Below are 15,406 nucleotides of genomic sequence, written 5' to 3' on the forward strand. Positions count from 1 at the left end.
GGCTGCGGTGCAGCCCCATCGCGAGCAGGCTCGCTCCCACATTGGATCTCGGTTGTACACCACGTGTGGCCGCTGAGATCTACTGTGGGAGCGAGCCTGCTCGCGATGCGGGTGCCTCATCACCTCTATTTACGCAACAACCGCAACCCATTGAACACCACCAGCAAACTCACCCCCATGTCGGCAAACACCGCCATCCACATGGTGGCAACCCCGGCAAAGGTGAATCCCAGAAAGATCGCCTTGATGACCAGCGCCAAAGCGATGTTCTGTTTCAGGATGCTCGAAGTCTGCCGCGACAGGCGGATGAACGCCGGGATCTTGCGCAAGTCATCGTCCATCAGGGCGACATCGGCGGTCTCAATGGCGGTGTCGGTGCCCGCCGCCGCCATGGCGAGGCCGATCTCCGAGCGCGCCAGGGCAGGGGCGTCGTTGATGCCGTCGCCCACCATGCCGACCCGGTGACCCAAGGCATACAGATCCTCGATGGCTTGCAGTTTGTCGCCCGGCAACAGATCGCCTCGCGCCTGATCCATGCCCACCTGTGCGGCAATCGCCTCGGCGGTATGAGCGTTGTCGCCGGTGAGCATCAGGGTCTTGATACCCAGCTCATGCAGTTGCTGGATGGCTTCGCGGCTGGAGTCCTTCACCGTGTCGGCGACGGCAAACAGCGCCAAGGGGCCTGAGTGGTCGAGCAACAGCACCACGGACTTGCCTTGTTTTTCCAGGGCGAAGAGCTTCTCTTCCAGCTCGGCAGAGCACAGGCCCAGGTCTTCCACCAGACGGTGATTGCCCAAATGATAGGTCTGGCCGTTGATATCGCCGCGCACCCCGCGTCCCGGCAGCGCTGCAAAGTTATCCACAGCGTGCGGCGCCTGCTGTTTATCCACAGCTGCGTTGGCGATTGCATGGGAGACCGGATGGTCTGAACGGGCGGCAAGACTGGCGGCCAAAGCGGGTGCCGTCGCTTCCACTGTCGGGTCGAGTGGAACGTAGTCGGTCTGCACCGGCTTGCCATGGGTGATCGTGCCGGTCTTGTCCAGGGCCAGATAGTCGAGCTTGTGGCCGCCCTCCAGATACACGCCGCCCTTGATCAGAATGCCTTTGCGCGCTGCTGCGGCGAGGCCGCTGACAATGGTCACCGGGGTGGAAATCACCAGCGCACACGGGCAGGCCACCACCAGTAACACCAGCGCCCGGTAGATCCAGTCGAACCAGGTCGCCCCCATGAACAGCGGCGGGATCACCGCCACGGCCAACGCCAGGGCGAACACCGCCGGGGTGTAGATTTTCGAGAACTGATCGACGAAGCGCTGGGTCGGGGCGCGGGAGCCCTGGGCCTGTTCCACGGCGTGGATGATTCGCGCCAGGGTGGAGTGGTCGGCTGCGGCGGTCACGGTGTACTCCAGTTCGCCGGCCTGGTTAATGGTGCCGGCGAAGATCTTGTCGCCCACGGTTTTTTCCACCGGCAGGCTCTCGCCGGTAATGGGCGCCTGATCGATGGTGGAGCGACCGGCGACGACGTCCCCGTCCAGACCCACCCGTTCGCCTGGGCGAACCCGCACCCGTGCGCCGAGGTTGATGGCCTTGACCGCTTGCACCTGCCAGGTGCCATCGGCCTGTTGCACGGTGGCCTGTTCCGGAGCCATCTGCATCAGGCCGCTGATGGCGTTGCGCGCCCGGTCCAGGGACTTGGCCTCGATCAATTCAGCCACCGTGAACAGGAACATCACCATCGCCGCTTCCGGCCATTGGCCGATCAGCACCGCACCGGTCACCGCGATGCTCATCAGTGCGTTGATGTTCAGGTTGCGGTTTTTCAGAGCGATCCAGCCCTTTTTGTAGGTACCGAGACCGCCGCTGAGGATCGACACCAACGCCATTAGCGCGACCACCCACTCCGGCGCGGCGCTGGTGAAGTGGATCACCTCGGCACCCAGTGCGGTGACACCCGACAGCGCCAGCGGCCACCAGGGCTTGGCCGGAGCGGGCAATTCGCTGGTTTCTTTTTCCTGGCCCGGGGCCAACGGCTCGGCCTGCATGCCCAGGGACTGGATCGCATCAATGATCGGCGAGTCGTTGGGCAAGTCGTGAGTGACGCCCAGCACGCGATTGATCAGGTTGAATTCCAGTTGTTGCACGCCTGCAAGTTTGCCGAGCTTGTTCTGGATCAGCGTCTGTTCGGTGGGGCAGTCCATGGCCTGGATGCGAAAACTGCTCAGCCGAGCGCCGTCCGTCGGCGCCTTGCCGAGCTTGACCACCGACGGTGCCGCTTTGGCTGAGCAGCAGGAATGCCCGTGGTCATGGCCGTGGTCGGGCTTGTGGGTATGAATGGAATCGCTCATCGGGTTACGTCCGTGAAAAGTGCCTGTTGCACAGTAAAGACCCTGTAGCCACTATAGGGTCAAGCACCTGTTTTGGAGGTAACGCCATGAAGATCGGCGAACTGGCAAAAATCACCGACTGCCAGGTCGAAACCATTCGCTACTACGAGCGCGAAGGCTTGCTGCCGGAGCCGGCCCGCAGCGATGGTAATTATCGGGTCTACACCCAGGCTCATGCCGAGCGGCTGACGTTCATCCGCAACTGCCGCACCCTGGACATGACCCTGGAAGAAATCCGCAGCCTCCTGGCCCTGCGCGACAGCCCTCAGGACCAGTGCGAAAACGTCAACGCGCTGATCGACGAACACATCCACCACGTCAAGGCGCGCATCGACGGTCTGCTGGCCTTGCAGACACAACTGATCGACCTGCGCCATCGTTGTGGCGAAGGGCCGGACCTGGATCAATGCGGGATTTTGCAGCGCCTGGAAGTGAGTGGCGCGGTGGCGCCGGAGGTGGAGCATTCACATGTGGGCAGGAGTCATGGGCATTGAGCCGATTTTGAACATATGAAGATCCAATGTGGGAGCGAGCCTGCTCGCGATAGCGCAGTGTCAGTCACATGGATTTCGCATGTGAAGACGCTATCGCGAGCAAGCTCGCTCCCACAGGGGGAGAGGTGGCGTGGCTTAGACCGCCATCGGCGCCGTCATCGGCGCGTGGTGCTGGTAGCCCTCGAGGGAGAAGTCGCTCGGTTCCACCAGTTCCAGCCACTCAGGCTGGTACACACCGGTCTTGGCGAACTCCGGCACGCGCTCGGAAATCACCAGTTTGGGCATCGGGAACGGCTCGCGCTTGAGCTGTTCGTTGAGCATGTCCAGGTGGTTTTCGTAGACGTGGGCGTCGCCGATGAAATAGGTGAACCAGCGTGGCGTGTAGCCGGTCAGGCGACCGATCAGGCTCAGCAGCGCGGCGCCTTCGGTGAGGTTGAACGGCGTGCCCAGGCCCAGGTCGTTGGAACGGATGTAGAGGGTCAGGGAGATTTCCTTGGTCTCGACATTCGGGTGGAACTGGTAGAGCAAATGGCACGGCGGCAGGGCCATTTCATCGAGCTGGGCGCAGTTCCAGCCGTGGAACAGGATCCGCCGGCTGCCCGGGTCCTTGATGATGGTGTCGACGCACTGGCGCACCTGGTCGATGGCTTTGTAAAGCACCACGTAGGCCTGGCCGTTTTCTTCGCCCTCGGCGATTTGTCGGTAGCCCTGGGCCAGGGTTTGCTCGATGGCGGCCGGGTTGCTCAACGGGATCTGCTTGTAGGCTGGCCACTTGCGCCATTGCACACCATAGATCTCACCCAGGTCGTCTTCGCCCTGGCGAAACGGGTTGGCCAGCCATTGGGCGTTTTCGTTGGCGTTCTGATCCCAGACCTTGCAGCCCAGGGCACGGAATTCGGCGGCGTTGTTGACCCCACGGAGGAAACCGCACATCTCACCGATGGCTGACTTGAAGGCCATTTTGCGCGTGGTGATGGCCGGGAATCCGTCCTTCAGGTCATAGCGCAACATGGCGCCGGGAAAGCTGATGGTGTTTACACCCGTGCGGTTGGCTTGCTTGGTGCCGTTCTTGATGACGTGGGCCACCAGATCGAGATATTGCTTCATGGGTTACCTGTGTCCTTGAACCCGGGGCCAGCGCCCCGGGGTTCGAATTTAAATCTTGGCCGCCGCAGCCGGCGCACGATGATAGGCCAGCCAGATCAGCGCCAGGCCACCAATGATCATTGGCAGGCATAGCAACTGGCCCATGGTCAGCCAGTTCCACGCCAGATAGCCGAGTTGGGCGTCTGGTACGCGGACGAATTCAACGATGAAACGGAAGATCCCGTAGAACAGCGCGAACATGCCCGACACGGCCATGGTCGGCCGTGGCTTGCGCGAGAACAGCCACAGGATGGCAAACAGTGCCACGCCTTCGAGCGCGAACTGGTACAGCTGCGAAGGATGACGGGGCAGCTGCGCCGGGTCGCTGAACGGCGGGAAGACCATCGCCCATGGCACGTCGGTGGCCTTGCCCCACAATTCGGCGTTGATGAAGTTGCCGATGCGCCCGGCCCCCAGGCCAATCGGCACCATTGGCGCGACGAAGTCCATCAACTCGAAAAACGACTTGTTGTTGCGTTTACCGAACCACAGCGCTGCCAGCATCACGCCGATGAACCCACCATGGAACGACATGCCGCCCTTCCAGACTTCGAAGATCAGCGTCGGATTGGCCAGGTACGCGCTCAGGTCGTAGAACAAGACGTAACCCAGGCGTCCGCCAACGATCACGCCCATGGATAGCCAGAACACCAGGTCCGAGAGCTTTTCCTTGTTCCAGGTCGGATCGAAGCGGTTGAGCCGGCGCGACGCCAGCAACCAGGCGCCGCCGATGCCGATCAGGTACATCAGGCCGTACCAGTGGATTTTCAGCGGGCCGATGGCCAGGGCCACCGGATCGATCTGCGGGTAAGGCAGCATTGATATTCCTCGTAAACGTCAAAAATATCCGGGCGACGCTGCCACCTCGGGATTAAGCCAGGATTGCGTCAGAGCAGAAAACTCAAGCCCACGCTGAACAGCAAAGCGGCGAACAGCCGTTTGAGCAAGCGCGGTGACAGGCGATGGGCCAGTCGCGCGCCGAAGCGGGCGAAGACCATGCTCGTCAGGGCAATGCCCAGTAGCGCCGGCAAATAAACAAAACCGAGACTATGAGCCGGCAGCCGCGGATCTTGCCAGCCCAGAATCATGAAACTTAATGCACTGACCAGGGCAATCGGCAAACCGCAGGCCGATGACGTCGCCACCGCCTGTTGCATCGGCACGCTGCGCCAGGTCAGGAACGGCACGGTCAGCGAGCCGCCGCCGATGCCGAAAATCGCCGAGGCCCAGCCGATCACCGTCCCCGCCACGGTCAACCCGACCTTGCCCGGAACTGTGCGGCTGGCCTTGGGCCTCAAGTCCAGGCCCAGTTGTACGGCGACAATTAGGGCGAACACGCCGATGATTTTTTGCAGGTTCGGACCGGAAATCGCTTCGGCAGTGACGGCTCCGAAACCGGCACCGATCAGGATTCCAACGGTCATCCAGGCAAAAATCGGCCAGCGCACCGCGCCTTTGCGCTGATGCTCGCGCACGGCATTGACCGAAGTGAAGATGATCGATGCCAGGGACGTGCCGACCGCCAGGTGCGTCAACACCAGTGGGTCGAAGCCCTGCAAGGTAAAACTGAATACCAGCACCGGGACGATGATGATCCCGCCACCCACGCCGAACAGTCCGGCCAGCACGCCGGCACAGGCGCCGAGCAGCAGATAGAGCACAAATTCCACCAGCGTCCCTCGCCCATCCTAGAAACAAGAGCGGCATGGTAACGGATCCATGGCCTTGGGCTCCACTCAAGGCGATGGATGCCGGGGCGATGTCTGGGTAGAGTGAAACCCACAACAGCTGTGCTCGGCTTTATTTTTAAGGGGACTATCTGATGTGCCTGATCGTATTTGCCTGGCGCCCCGGCCACGCCCGGCCGCTGATCGTGGCGGCCAACCGCGATGAGTTCTACGCGCGCCCGACCTTGCCCCTGGGGCAATGGCCTGACGCCCCTGATGTCCATGCCGGTCGCGATCTGGAAGCCGGAGGGACCTGGCTTGGCGTCGGCGCCGATGGCCGTTTCGCTGCCCTGACCAACATTCGCGACCCGGCCCAGCCGCCCGGCTTCAAGTCCCGTGGTGAACTGGTGGCGCGATTTTTGAGCGGAAATCTTTCAATTGCCGATTATTTGAGCGAAGTGGTGCCCCGTGCCGGTGAGTACGGCGGGTTCAACTTGCTGTTGGGCGATGGCACCGAACTGTGGCACCACAATGCCCGCGATGCCCGGCCACAGCGACTGGCCGAGGGTGTCTACGGTTTGTCGAACGCCGGGCTAAACACGCCATGGCCCAAGCTGCTCAAGGCCCGGGCGGCGTTGGTCGAGGTACTGGACGATCCGCAGCCCCAGGCCCTGTTGGCGCTGCTGAACGACCCGCAGCCGGCCCCGGTAGCCGAACTGCCGGACACCGGCGTAGGGCTGGCGACCGAGACACTGTTGTCGAGTGTGTTCATCGCCAGCCCTGCTTACGGGACGCGAGCGAGTACGGCGCTGATTGTCCATGCCGATGGGACGCGGCATCTGGTCGAGCGCAGTTATGGGCCGCTTGGGGGGCATTTGGGGGAGGTGGAGTTTAAGGTTTGATTTTGTGCTGTCATTTCTGGCCCCATCGCGAGCAGGCTCGCTCCCACAGTAGATCTTCAGTAAACACAAACGTTGTGAACAACCGAGATCCCCTGTGGGAGCGAGCCTGCTCGCGATGAGGTCGCTAAAGATTCAGAGCGTCTTGTTCGACGCCGGATTGATCATCCGCGCCAACCCAAGGTTCTTCAGCGCCAGTTGCAAGGAGCTGTGGATTACCTGCGGATTATCGATCGTCATCACTTCGGCCAGCAGTTCCTGGGCCTTGCTGAGGTTGATCTGACGCAGCATCCATTTCACTTTCGGCAGGTTGGTGGCGTTCATCGACAGGCTGTCAAAGCCCATCGCCATCAGCAGCACCGCCGCCGCCGGGTCCCCGGCCATTTCGCCGCAGATACTCACCGGCTTGCCTTCGGCATGGGCGTCGCGGACCACATTCTGCAGGGCTTGCAGCACCGCCGGATGCAGATAGTCGTACAGGTCGGCGACCCGCGGGTTGTTGCGGTCCACGGCCAGCAAATACTGGGTCAGGTCGTTGGAGCCGACCGACAGGAAGTCAACCTGGCGCGCCAGTTCCTTGGTCTGGTAAACCGCCGCCGGAATCTCGATCATCACCCCCACCGGCGGCATCGGCACGTCGGTGCCTTCATCGCGCACTTCGCCCCACGCCCGGTGGATCAGGTGCAAGGCTTCTTCCAGCTCATGGGTGCCGGAAATCATCGGCAACAGGATGCGCAGGTTGTTCAGACCCTCGCTGGCCTTGAGCATGGCGCGGGCCTGGACCAGGAAGATTTCCGGATGGTCGAGCGTCACGCGTATCCCGCGCCAGCCAAGGAAGGGGTTGTCTTCCTTGATGGGGAAGTAGGACAGGGATTTGTCCCCGCCGATGTCCAGGCTGCGCATGGTCACCGGTTGCGGATGGAAAGCGGCCAACTGTTCGCGATAGATCGCCAGCTGTTCCTTTTCGCTGGGGAAGCGCTGGTTGATCATGAAGGGCACTTCGGTGCGGTACAGGCCCACACCCTCGGCGCCGCGTTTCTGCGCCCGGGCCACGTCGGCCAGCAGGCCGGTGTTGACCCACAGCGGCATGCGGTGGCCGTCGAGCGTCACGCAAGGCAGGTCCCGCAGCGCATCCAGGCCCAGGGACAGTTGCTTTTCTTCCTCCACCACATCGGCAAACTGCTTGCGCAGCAATTCGGTGGGGTTGGTGTAGACCTCGCCGTGGTAGCCATCGACGATCATCTGGATGCCGTCGACCTTTGAATACGGCAGGTCCACCACGCCCATGACCGTCGGAATGCCCATGGCGCGGGCCAGGATCGCGACGTGGGAGTTGCCCGAACCCAATACCGAGACCAGCCCCGCGAGCTTGCCTTCAGGCACCTCGCCGAGCATGGCCGGGGTCAGTTCTTCGCTGATCAGAATGGTGTTATCGGGATAGACCAGGGTCTGCTGGCGTTCCTGTTGCAAGTAGGCCAGCAGCCGGCGGCCGAGGTCCTTGACGTCGGAGGCGCGCTCGCGCAGGTAGGCGTCGTCCATCAGTTCGAAACGGTTGACGTGGTCGGTCACCACCTGGCGCAACGCGCCCTGGGCCCACTGACCGGTCTTGATGACCGTGGTCACCTCGCTGCCCAGGGAGGCGTCGTCGAGCATCATCAGGTAAACGTCGAACAGCGCGCGCTCTTCGGGGCGCAGCTGCGTCGCCAGTTTCGCCGACAGGGCGCGCATGTCGGCCCGCACGCCCTCGATGGCTGTCTTGAACAGGCCCAGTTCGGCGGGGATGTCGACGATGGTCTTGTCCGGCACTACGTCGAGGTCGGCGGGTGGCAACATGACCACCGCCGTACCCACTGCCGCGCCGGGTGAACCTGGCACGCCGACGAACTTGGCTTCCTGGATGCCCTTGCCCTGGCGGCCCAGGCCGCTGATCGACCCGGTGGCTTCGGCGTGGGCGATAACCCCGGCCAATTGCGCGCTCATGGTCACGAGGAAGGCTTCTTCACCTTCGTCGAACTGGCGACGCTCCTTCTGCTGGATGACCAACACGCCGACGACACGGCGGTGGTGGATGATCGGCGCCCCGAGGAACGAGGCGTAGCGTTCTTCGCCGGTCTCGGCAAAATAACGATAGCGCGGGTGATCCGCGGCATTTTCGAGGTTCAGCGGTTCTTCGCGCGTGCCGACCAGGCCGACCAGACCTTCATTGGGCGCCATGCTGACCTTGCCGATCGAGCGCTTGTTCAAGCCCTCGGTGGCCATCAGCACAAAACGGTTGGTCTCGGGGTCCAGCAGATAGACCGAGCAGACTTGGCTGCCCATGGCCTCTTTGACGCGCAATACAATAATCCCCAACGCCGCCTTGAGATCCTTGGCGGAGTTAACTTCCTGGACGATCTTGCGCAGCGTATTGAGCATGGCTCGGGGTCGAACTCCGTCGTCAGTCGCGCGTCAGCAGGCGCGGGGCAAGCTCTTTGAGGGCGCGTCGGTATACCTCGCGCTTGAATGTCACCACCTGGCCCAACGGATACCAATAGCTGACCCAGCGCCAGCCATCGAACTCCGGTTTACCGGTCAAATCCATCCGCACCCGCTGCTCGTTGGAGATCAGGCGCAGGAGAAACCATTTCTGCTTCTGGCCGATGCACAGCGGTTGGCTATGCGTTCTGACCAGGCGTTGCGGCAAACGATAGCGCAACCAGCCCCGGGTGCAGGCGAGTATTTCGACATCTTCTCGCTCAAGCCCCACTTCTTCGTTCAACTCGCGGTACAAGGCCTCTTCGGGCGTCTCCTGAGGGTTGATCCCACCCTGGGGAAACTGCCAGGCGTCTTGATTGATACGGCGAGCCCATAGCACCTGCCCTGCATCATTCGTAAGAATGATCCCCACATTGGGTCGGAAACCATCGGGATCGATCACGGCAACAACCTCGCAAACGCATGTCGCCGCATTGTTCCACAAAGGTTGTGAAAGCAGCAACGAGCCTTCCTACCTTATGTGCACTCTTGTGAAAAGTCCGTATTCTGGACGCCTTTCTTCAGATTCTTCAGCGAGTAACTGCAATGCGGCTGGCTTTATTCGACTTGGACAACACCTTGCTGGGCGGCGACAGTGACCACGCCTGGGGCGATTACCTGTGTGAGCGCGGTTTCCTCGACGCCGTTACGTACAAGGCGCGCAATGACGAGTTCTATCAGGATTACCTGGCCGGCAAGCTCGACAACGCCGAGTACCTGAATTTTTGCCTGGAAATCCTTGGCCGCACGGAGATGGAGGTGCTGGCACAGTGGCATCTGGACTACATGCGCGACTGCATCGAACCGATTGTGTTGCCCCAGGCGATCGAGCTGTTGAGTAAACACCGTGAGGCCGGTGACAAGCTGGTGATCATCACCGCTACCAATCGCTTCGTCACCGCACCGATCGCCGAGCGCTTGGGAGTCGAGACCCTGATCGCCACCGAGTGCGAAATGATCGACGGGCGCTACAGCGGGCGCAGTACCGACATTCCGTGTTTTCGTGAGGGCAAGGTGGTGCGGCTCAATCGTTGGCTGGAGGAAACCGGGTATTCGCTGGACGGCAGTTACTTTTATAGCGACTCGATGAATGACCTGTCACTGCTGGAAGTGGTGACCCATCCGGTGGCCGTGGATCCGGACCCGAACCTCAGGGCCGAAGCCCAGAAGCGTGGTTGGCCGGTGATTTCGTTGCGCGGCTGATATCTTCATCGCGAGCAGGCTCGCTCCCACACGGATGTGCGTCGTTCACAAACCCCTGTGGGAGCGAGCCTGCTCGCGATAGGGTCGACGCGGTCTAACGCCTTAAACCGGCTTGGCCCCCATCAACCCCGCAATGGCAATAAAACAGACAACGCTGAACAGCGCCAAGGCAAACGTAAACTTCCCAGCGCCCGCCGCCGGCGCCTTGCGCAGTTTGTTCAACCGCACCAACAGCCAGAACCCCGCCAGCGCCGCCACGGTGTAGAGCACACTGGAAGCCAGCAACCAGGTCTGCCCCAGCGGCCAGCCGATCTGATGCACCATCCACCACCCCGTGAATGGCAAGCTCACCAGCGCCAGGGCCATCGCCAGCCAGACAAACACCCGCGGGCGTTGCAATGTGCGCGCGGCCGCCGTGGCATCGCCGTTGCGGCGCGTCCTCCAGACCCAGATGGCCAGCCCCAGGGCACCCGCCAAGAGCAATACTGTGGCGACGACATGAGCGATTTTCAGCGCGGTTAACGTTTCCATCGTTGGATTTCCTTGAGTCTTGCCGGGCAGTCTAGCTCTGCTTTAGCCCAGGAACAGCTGATACGCTGGGTTATCGCTTTCATCCCAGTACGGATAGCCGATTTCTTCCAGGGCTGCCGGTACCAGATGACGTTCATCGTGCGGTACCTGCAGTCCCGCAACCACACGACCATCTGCCGCACCATGGTTGCGGTAGTGGAACATCGAGATATTCCAGCGTCCGCCCAGCTTGTTGAGGAAGTTGAACAGCGCCCCCGGACGTTCCGGGAATTCGAAGCGCAGCACGACCTCGTCGATGACGTGGGCCGCATGCCCGCCCACCATGTGGCGAATGTGCAGTTTGGCCAGTTCGTTGTCGGTCAGGTCCACCACCGGGAAGCCTTGCTCGGTCAGGCTGGCGATCAGCGCGCTGCGCGGGTCGTTTTCCGGGTGCGTCTGCACGCCCACGAAGATGTGCGCTTCGCTGCCCGTGTTGTAGCGATAGTTGAATTCGGTGATCTGGCGCTTGCCGACGGCTTCGCAGAAGGCCTTGAAGCTGCCTGGCTTCTCGGGAATGGTCACTGCGATGATCGCCTCGCGGCCTTCGCCCAGTTCGGCACGCTCGGCCACGTGACGCAGACGGTCGAAATTGACGTTGGCGCCGGAGTCGATGGCCACCAGGGTCTGCCCGCTGACGCCGCGCGATTCGACATACTTCTTGATCCCGGCCACGCCCAAGGCGCCGGCAGGTTCGGTGATCGAGCGGGTATCGTCGTAGATATCCTTGATGGCCGCACAGATCTCGTCGGTACTGACGGTGATGACTTCATCCACGTAGTGCTTGCAGATGTCGAACGTGTGCTGGCCGATCTGCGCCACGGCAACGCCGTCGGCAAAGAGCCCCACGGTCGGCAGCACCACTCGCTCGCCAGCAGCCAGGGCGGCTTGCAGGCAATTGGAATCGTCCGGCTCGACGCCGATCACTTTGATGTCAGGCCGCAGGTATTTCACGTAGGCCGCGATCCCGGCGATCAGCCCGCCGCCGCCCACCGGGACGAAAATCGCATCCAGACGCCCCGGATGTTGGCGCAGGATCTCCATCGCCACCGTGCCCTGCCCGGCAATGGTGTGGGGATCGTCATAGGGGTGAATGTAGACGTAGCCCTTTTCGTCGACCAGTTTCAGCGAATAGGCCAGGGCTTCGGGGAACGAATCGCCGTGCAACACCACTTTGCCGCCTCGGGAACGTACGCCTTCGACTTTGATTTCCGGAGTGGTCTTGGGCATCACGATGGTGGCTTTGACGCCCAGCACCTTGGCCGCCAGGGCCAGGCCCTGGGCGTGGTTGCCCGCCGAAGCCGTGACCACGCCGCGTGCGCGCTCTTCGTCGCTGAGCTGGGTCAGCTTGTTGTAGGCGCCGCGAATCTTGAACGAGAACACTGGCTGCAAGTCTTCGCGCTTGAGCCAGATGTTGTTGCCCAGCCGCTCGGAGAGCTGGCGGGCAGTCTGCAATGGGGTTTCCACGGCAACGTCGTAAACGCGCGAGGTGAGGATCTTTTTGACGTACTGTTCAAGCATCGGAAAGCATCACTGAGCGGGTTGGGCAGGGCCAAGGAGTCTAACCCGGCTTTTGGCTGGGCGACCACACGAATCCCAAGGTTTTGTTGGGTTATACTCGCGTCCCTCTTTACTCCCCGTCCGCTTTCGGAGCCCGCATGACCCAGGATCAACTCAAACAGGCCGTGGCCCAGGCCGCTGTCGACCTCATCCTCCCGAAACTGGATGACAAGAGCATCGTTGGGGTCGGCACCGGCTCGACGGCCAATTGCTTCATCGACGCACTGGCGCAGCACAAAGGTGCGTTCGACGGCGCGGTCGCCAGCTCCGAAGCCACCGCCGCGCGCCTGAAGGGCCACGGGATTCCGGTCTATGAGCTCAATACCGTGAGCGACCTGGAGTTCTATATCGACGGCGCCGATGAAAGCGACGCGCACCTGAACCTGATCAAGGGCGGCGGCGCGGCCCTGACCCGCGAGAAGATTGTCGCGGCCGTGGCCAAGACCTTCATCTGCATCGCCGACGCCAGCAAACTGGTGCCAGTCCTCGGCGCGTTCCCGCTGCCGGTGGAAGTCATCCCGATGGCCCGCAGCCATGTGGCCCGCCAACTGGTGAAACTGGGCGGTGACCCGGTGTACCGCGAAGGCGTGCTGACCGATAACGGCAACATCATCCTGGATGTCCATAACCTGCAGATCACCAACCCGGTGGAACTGGAAAGCCAGATCAACGCCATCGTCGGTGTGGTCACCAATGGTTTGTTCGCGGCTCGCCCGGCGGATGTGTTGTTGCTGGGGACGCCTGAAGGGGTGAAGACCCTGCGGGCTGAGTAATCCGGCCAGATAACCTGCTCTTTCAGTGATTCAGCCCCTGTGGGAGCGAGCCTGCTCGCGATAGCGGTCTACCCGACACATCCATGTTGGCTGACGCACCGCCATCGCGAGCAGGCTCGCTCCCACATCAGGTTTTTTGGGGATCAAGGCTGCGGTTTCTTGAAGACGTAGAACAGGTTCGGTTCGCTCACCACATACAAGTTGCCATCATCGTCCATGGCAACGCCCTCGGCCTGAGGGACGGTTTTTTGCAGCCCTTGACGGCCCTTGCTCAACGACAGCGTGCTCAACGGGCGGCCGTCGATGTCCAGCTCGATAATCAATCGCGACTCATCGGACAGCGCCAGTAAATGGCCGCTGCGCTCGTCGTATTGCAGGCTAGAAAGATCGCGTACGAACAGTCCGGCATCGCGCTTGGGGTTGTTGATTACATGGACAGCGTAGGATTTGTCCGGTTTGTGATGGGGAAAGCCCCGCACTTCATAAATCAGCATCGGATCGCGCTCCTTGGCCACGAACAACCGTTTGCCCACTGAGTCGTAGGCCAACCCTTCGAACCCTTTGTTACCGTTCAGGTGCAGGCCAAGCGTCATTTGCTCTGCGTCGGCGGCGTCGAGGAATTGGGTATCGTCGTCCAAGTGAATCTTGATCAGCCGCTGCTGACGCTCGTCGGTGATGACGTAAATGTCCTGGCTGATGAACTCCACCGCCTCCGGGTCGCCGAAGCCAATCAGGGCGATGCGCCTAAGGATCTTGCCGTCCAATGACAGCTCGATCAGTTCGGCATTCTTGTTGGTAACGGTAAAGAGGCTCTTGCGGATTGGATCGTACGTCAGCGCCGAAACGTCATTGTCCAGGCCTTCGATCACCTGCGCCTCGACCGTAACCCGATACTGGTCCAGGGCAATGGCCTGCTCGCTGGGAGGCTGCCAGAGGGTGTTGAAGTTGAACCACGCGCGCTCGAACAGGCGCAGGTATTGAGCTGCTGCGATCAAAGCGATCAGTACGATCATTATCAGCAGCAGGATCAAGGGCTTCGGGCGGGCAAGTCGACGCATGTGGGTGGGCTCGGATGAGAACAGGTGGTTGGAAATACCACGGCTGCCTGAACTGAAGCTTAATGGCCGGATGCCACACCCTACGGCGAAGGATAAATTACCTTACAGAGTTGCGCTATCAGCGTTGTTTTTCGAAACGATAGAACAGGTTCGGCTCGCTGACCATGTACAGGTTGCCAGCCTCATCGAGGGCGACGCCTTCGGCACGGGGGATCGTATCCTTGATACCGTTGAAACCGCCCAGCAAGGTCATGAAGCTGACCTGTTCCCCTGCATCGTCCAGCTCCAGCAAGAGATGGGAGTCGGCCGACAGCAGCAGCGAGTGCCCCGTGCGAGGATCGATCGCCAGCGCCGACAGGTTGCGCAGGTCCAGCTCGTCGCTGGCATGGATCTGTTTGTCGCCCTTGAGCAGTTGGCTGCCGTCGCTTTTCCAGGTGAACAACGCTGGCGGACGCTCTTCACCCAAGGCCAATTGCTGGTTGCGTGGATCCCAGGCGACGCCTTCGAAGCCCTTGTTCTGGTTCTTGGACGGGCCGAGATCGTAGTGGGGGAAATCCGTGCTGTTCAGTTCGCGAGTATCGGCATCGACCTGGATGATCGACAGCGTGTGTTTTCGTTCATCGGTAATAGCCATCAGGCCATTCTCCATGTAGGCCACGCCTTCAGGATTGCTCCAGCCCACCAACGGCATTTTGCGCAGCACGTCACCCTGCAGGGTGAGTTCCACCAGAAACGGATGCTTACCCATGATCGCGAACAGGGTTTTGGTCTGTGGGTTATAGGTCAGGTCGGACGCTTCATCCTCTTCCATTCCTGGCAGGACCTTGGCATCAATCACCGCGTGGTAGTCCGGCAGCCAGATGCTTTCCTGGCGCTGGGCGGGGCTCTCGAGACGTTCCGATGCCCACAGCAGGCCCCGGTCATCCCAGTGCATGGCATACGCCAGCCAGTAAAAGGCCCCGGCTGCTAACAGCGACCAGGCGGACCAGGGCAGCGAGAAGCGAGCGCGCCGGACGGGGCTGGAGGAGGGCCGAGCTAGAGGAGTGGCCATCAGGGGGATGCGTTCCAGGTATTCGGGTTAGGGAAATGAATGGCTCAGACGCCGTATTCCCTGGAATTATCCGGATGGCATGTGAAAAAA

14 protein-coding genes are annotated in these 15,406 nt (G+C 61.4%); 4 read left to right on the forward strand and 10 right to left on the reverse strand.

The features are described from left to right. Nucleotides 1-125: 125 nt before the first annotated feature. Entirely contained in the window at nt 126-2,345 is a 2,220-nt protein-coding gene (locus QOM08_RS01085) for a heavy metal translocating P-type ATPase (protein ID WP_316912448.1), read from the reverse strand. 86 nt (nt 2,346-2,431) lie between these two features. On the opposite strand from QOM08_RS01085, the gene cadR reads away from it, so the two are divergent. After that, the gene (gene cadR / locus QOM08_RS01090) at nt 2,432-2,878 is read left to right on the forward strand and encodes a Cd(II)/Pb(II)-responsive transcriptional regulator (RefSeq protein WP_076383258.1); all 447 of its coding nucleotides are present in this window, start codon (nt 2,432-2,434) and stop codon (nt 2,876-2,878) included. Between the two features lie 135 nt (nt 2,879-3,013). On the opposite strand, the gene QOM08_RS01095 is transcribed toward cadR, so the two are convergent. From QOM08_RS01095 to QOM08_RS01105, 3 genes are all read right to left on the reverse strand, one after another. After that, the gene (locus tag QOM08_RS01095; protein WP_047226810.1) at nt 3,014-3,985 is read right to left on the reverse strand and encodes a thymidylate synthase; all 972 of its coding nucleotides are present in this window, start codon (nt 3,983-3,985) and stop codon (nt 3,014-3,016) included. Between the two features lie 48 nt (nt 3,986-4,033). Beyond that, complete coding sequence (gene lgt / locus QOM08_RS01100; protein ID WP_076383259.1) at nt 4,034-4,843, reverse strand: prolipoprotein diacylglyceryl transferase; 810 nt, start codon at nt 4,841-4,843, stop codon at nt 4,034-4,036. Nucleotides 4,844-4,911: 68 nt separating this feature from the next. Then, nucleotides 4,912-5,694, reverse strand: coding sequence for a sulfite exporter TauE/SafE family protein (locus QOM08_RS01105; RefSeq protein ID WP_076383260.1), 783 nt, complete (start codon nt 5,692-5,694; stop codon nt 4,912-4,914). Between the two features lie 152 nt (nt 5,695-5,846). Between QOM08_RS01105 and QOM08_RS01110 the strand changes: the two genes are divergently transcribed. Further along, nucleotides 5,847-6,593 carry an NRDE family protein gene (locus tag QOM08_RS01110; protein WP_188251751.1) on the forward strand — a complete coding sequence of 249 codons (747 nt, stop codon included), beginning with the start codon at nt 5,847-5,849 and terminating at the stop codon, nt 6,591-6,593. Between the two features lie 132 nt (nt 6,594-6,725). Here the strand turns inward: QOM08_RS01110 and ptsP are convergent, their stop codons facing one another. Both ptsP and QOM08_RS01120 read right to left on the reverse strand, forming a co-directional pair. Next, nucleotides 6,726-9,005, reverse strand: a complete 2,280-nt coding sequence (gene ptsP / locus QOM08_RS01115; RefSeq protein ID WP_047226814.1) for a phosphoenolpyruvate--protein phosphotransferase — start codon at nt 9,003-9,005, stop codon at nt 6,726-6,728. 22 nt (nt 9,006-9,027) lie between these two features. After that, nucleotides 9,028-9,507 carry an RNA pyrophosphohydrolase gene (locus QOM08_RS01120; RefSeq protein ID WP_003186867.1) on the reverse strand — a complete coding sequence of 160 codons (480 nt, stop codon included), beginning with the start codon at nt 9,505-9,507 and terminating at the stop codon, nt 9,028-9,030. A 143-nt stretch (nt 9,508-9,650) separates the two neighbouring features. Here QOM08_RS01120 and QOM08_RS01125 point away from each other — a divergent pair, with 143 nt between their 5' ends. Continuing rightward, nucleotides 9,651-10,307: an HAD family hydrolase gene (locus QOM08_RS01125; protein ID WP_316912449.1), complete on the forward strand. Its 657-nt coding sequence runs from the start codon at nt 9,651-9,653 to the stop codon at nt 10,305-10,307. A 102-nt stretch (nt 10,308-10,409) separates the two neighbouring features. On the opposite strand, the gene QOM08_RS01130 is transcribed toward QOM08_RS01125, so the two are convergent. After that, nucleotides 10,410-10,838: a DUF2269 family protein gene (locus QOM08_RS01130; RefSeq protein WP_316912450.1), complete on the reverse strand. Its 429-nt coding sequence runs from the start codon at nt 10,836-10,838 to the stop codon at nt 10,410-10,412. 42 nt (nt 10,839-10,880) lie between these two features. Continuing rightward, nucleotides 10,881-12,395, reverse strand: coding sequence for a threonine ammonia-lyase, biosynthetic (gene ilvA, locus QOM08_RS01135; RefSeq protein ID WP_047226817.1), 1,515 nt, complete (start codon nt 12,393-12,395; stop codon nt 10,881-10,883). A gap of 137 nt (nt 12,396-12,532) precedes the next feature. Here ilvA and rpiA point away from each other — a divergent pair, with 137 nt between their 5' ends. Further along, on the forward strand, nt 12,533-13,207 hold the full coding sequence (rpiA, locus tag QOM08_RS01140) for a ribose-5-phosphate isomerase RpiA (protein WP_047226818.1): 675 nt from the start codon (nt 12,533-12,535) through the stop codon (nt 13,205-13,207). Nucleotides 13,208-13,350: 143 nt separating this feature from the next. On the opposite strand, the gene QOM08_RS01145 is transcribed toward rpiA, so the two are convergent. Both QOM08_RS01145 and QOM08_RS01150 read right to left on the reverse strand, forming a co-directional pair. Further along, nucleotides 13,351-14,265: an SdiA-regulated domain-containing protein gene (locus QOM08_RS01145; RefSeq protein WP_139048799.1), complete on the reverse strand. Its 915-nt coding sequence runs from the start codon at nt 14,263-14,265 to the stop codon at nt 13,351-13,353. 118 nt (nt 14,266-14,383) lie between these two features. Then, nucleotides 14,384-15,316 (reverse strand): SdiA-regulated domain-containing protein, encoded by a 933-nt coding sequence (locus QOM08_RS01150; protein ID WP_139048800.1) that lies wholly within the window; start codon nt 15,314-15,316, stop codon nt 14,384-14,386. Between the last annotated feature and the right edge of the window lie 90 nt (nt 15,317-15,406).

Source organism: Pseudomonas sp. P105, assembly GCF_032614175.1.
GTDB classification, from domain to species: domain Bacteria; phylum Pseudomonadota; class Gammaproteobacteria; order Pseudomonadales; family Pseudomonadaceae; genus Aquipseudomonas; species Aquipseudomonas rhizophila.

Excerpts from the sequence above, each read along its gene's own strand:
- QOM08_RS01085 (WP_316912448.1), bottom strand. The coding sequence starts at position 2,345 with ATGAGCGATTCCATTCATACCCACAAGCCCGACCACGGCCATGACCAC.
- cadR (WP_076383258.1), top strand. The coding sequence starts at position 2,432 with ATGAAGATCGGCGAACTGGCAAAAATCACCGACTGCCAGGTCGAAACC.
- QOM08_RS01095 (WP_047226810.1), bottom strand. The coding sequence starts at position 3,985 with ATGAAGCAATATCTCGATCTGGTGGCCCACGTCATCAAGAACGGCACC.
- lgt (WP_076383259.1), bottom strand. The coding sequence starts at position 4,843 with ATGCTGCCTTACCCGCAGATCGATCCGGTGGCCCTGGCCATCGGCCCG.
- QOM08_RS01110 (WP_188251751.1), top strand. The coding sequence starts at position 5,847 with ATGTGCCTGATCGTATTTGCCTGGCGCCCCGGCCACGCCCGGCCGCTG.
- ptsP (WP_047226814.1), bottom strand. The coding sequence starts at position 9,005 with ATGCTCAATACGCTGCGCAAGATCGTCCAGGAAGTTAACTCCGCCAAG.
- QOM08_RS01125 (WP_316912449.1), top strand. The coding sequence starts at position 9,651 with ATGCGGCTGGCTTTATTCGACTTGGACAACACCTTGCTGGGCGGCGAC.
- QOM08_RS01130 (WP_316912450.1), bottom strand. The coding sequence starts at position 10,838 with ATGGAAACGTTAACCGCGCTGAAAATCGCTCATGTCGTCGCCACAGTA.
- ilvA (WP_047226817.1), bottom strand. The coding sequence starts at position 12,395 with ATGCTTGAACAGTACGTCAAAAAGATCCTCACCTCGCGCGTTTACGAC.
- rpiA (WP_047226818.1), top strand. The coding sequence starts at position 12,533 with ATGACCCAGGATCAACTCAAACAGGCCGTGGCCCAGGCCGCTGTCGAC.
- QOM08_RS01145 (WP_139048799.1), bottom strand. The coding sequence starts at position 14,265 with ATGCGTCGACTTGCCCGCCCGAAGCCCTTGATCCTGCTGCTGATAATG.
- QOM08_RS01150 (WP_139048800.1), bottom strand. The coding sequence starts at position 15,316 with ATGGCCACTCCTCTAGCTCGGCCCTCCTCCAGCCCCGTCCGGCGCGCT.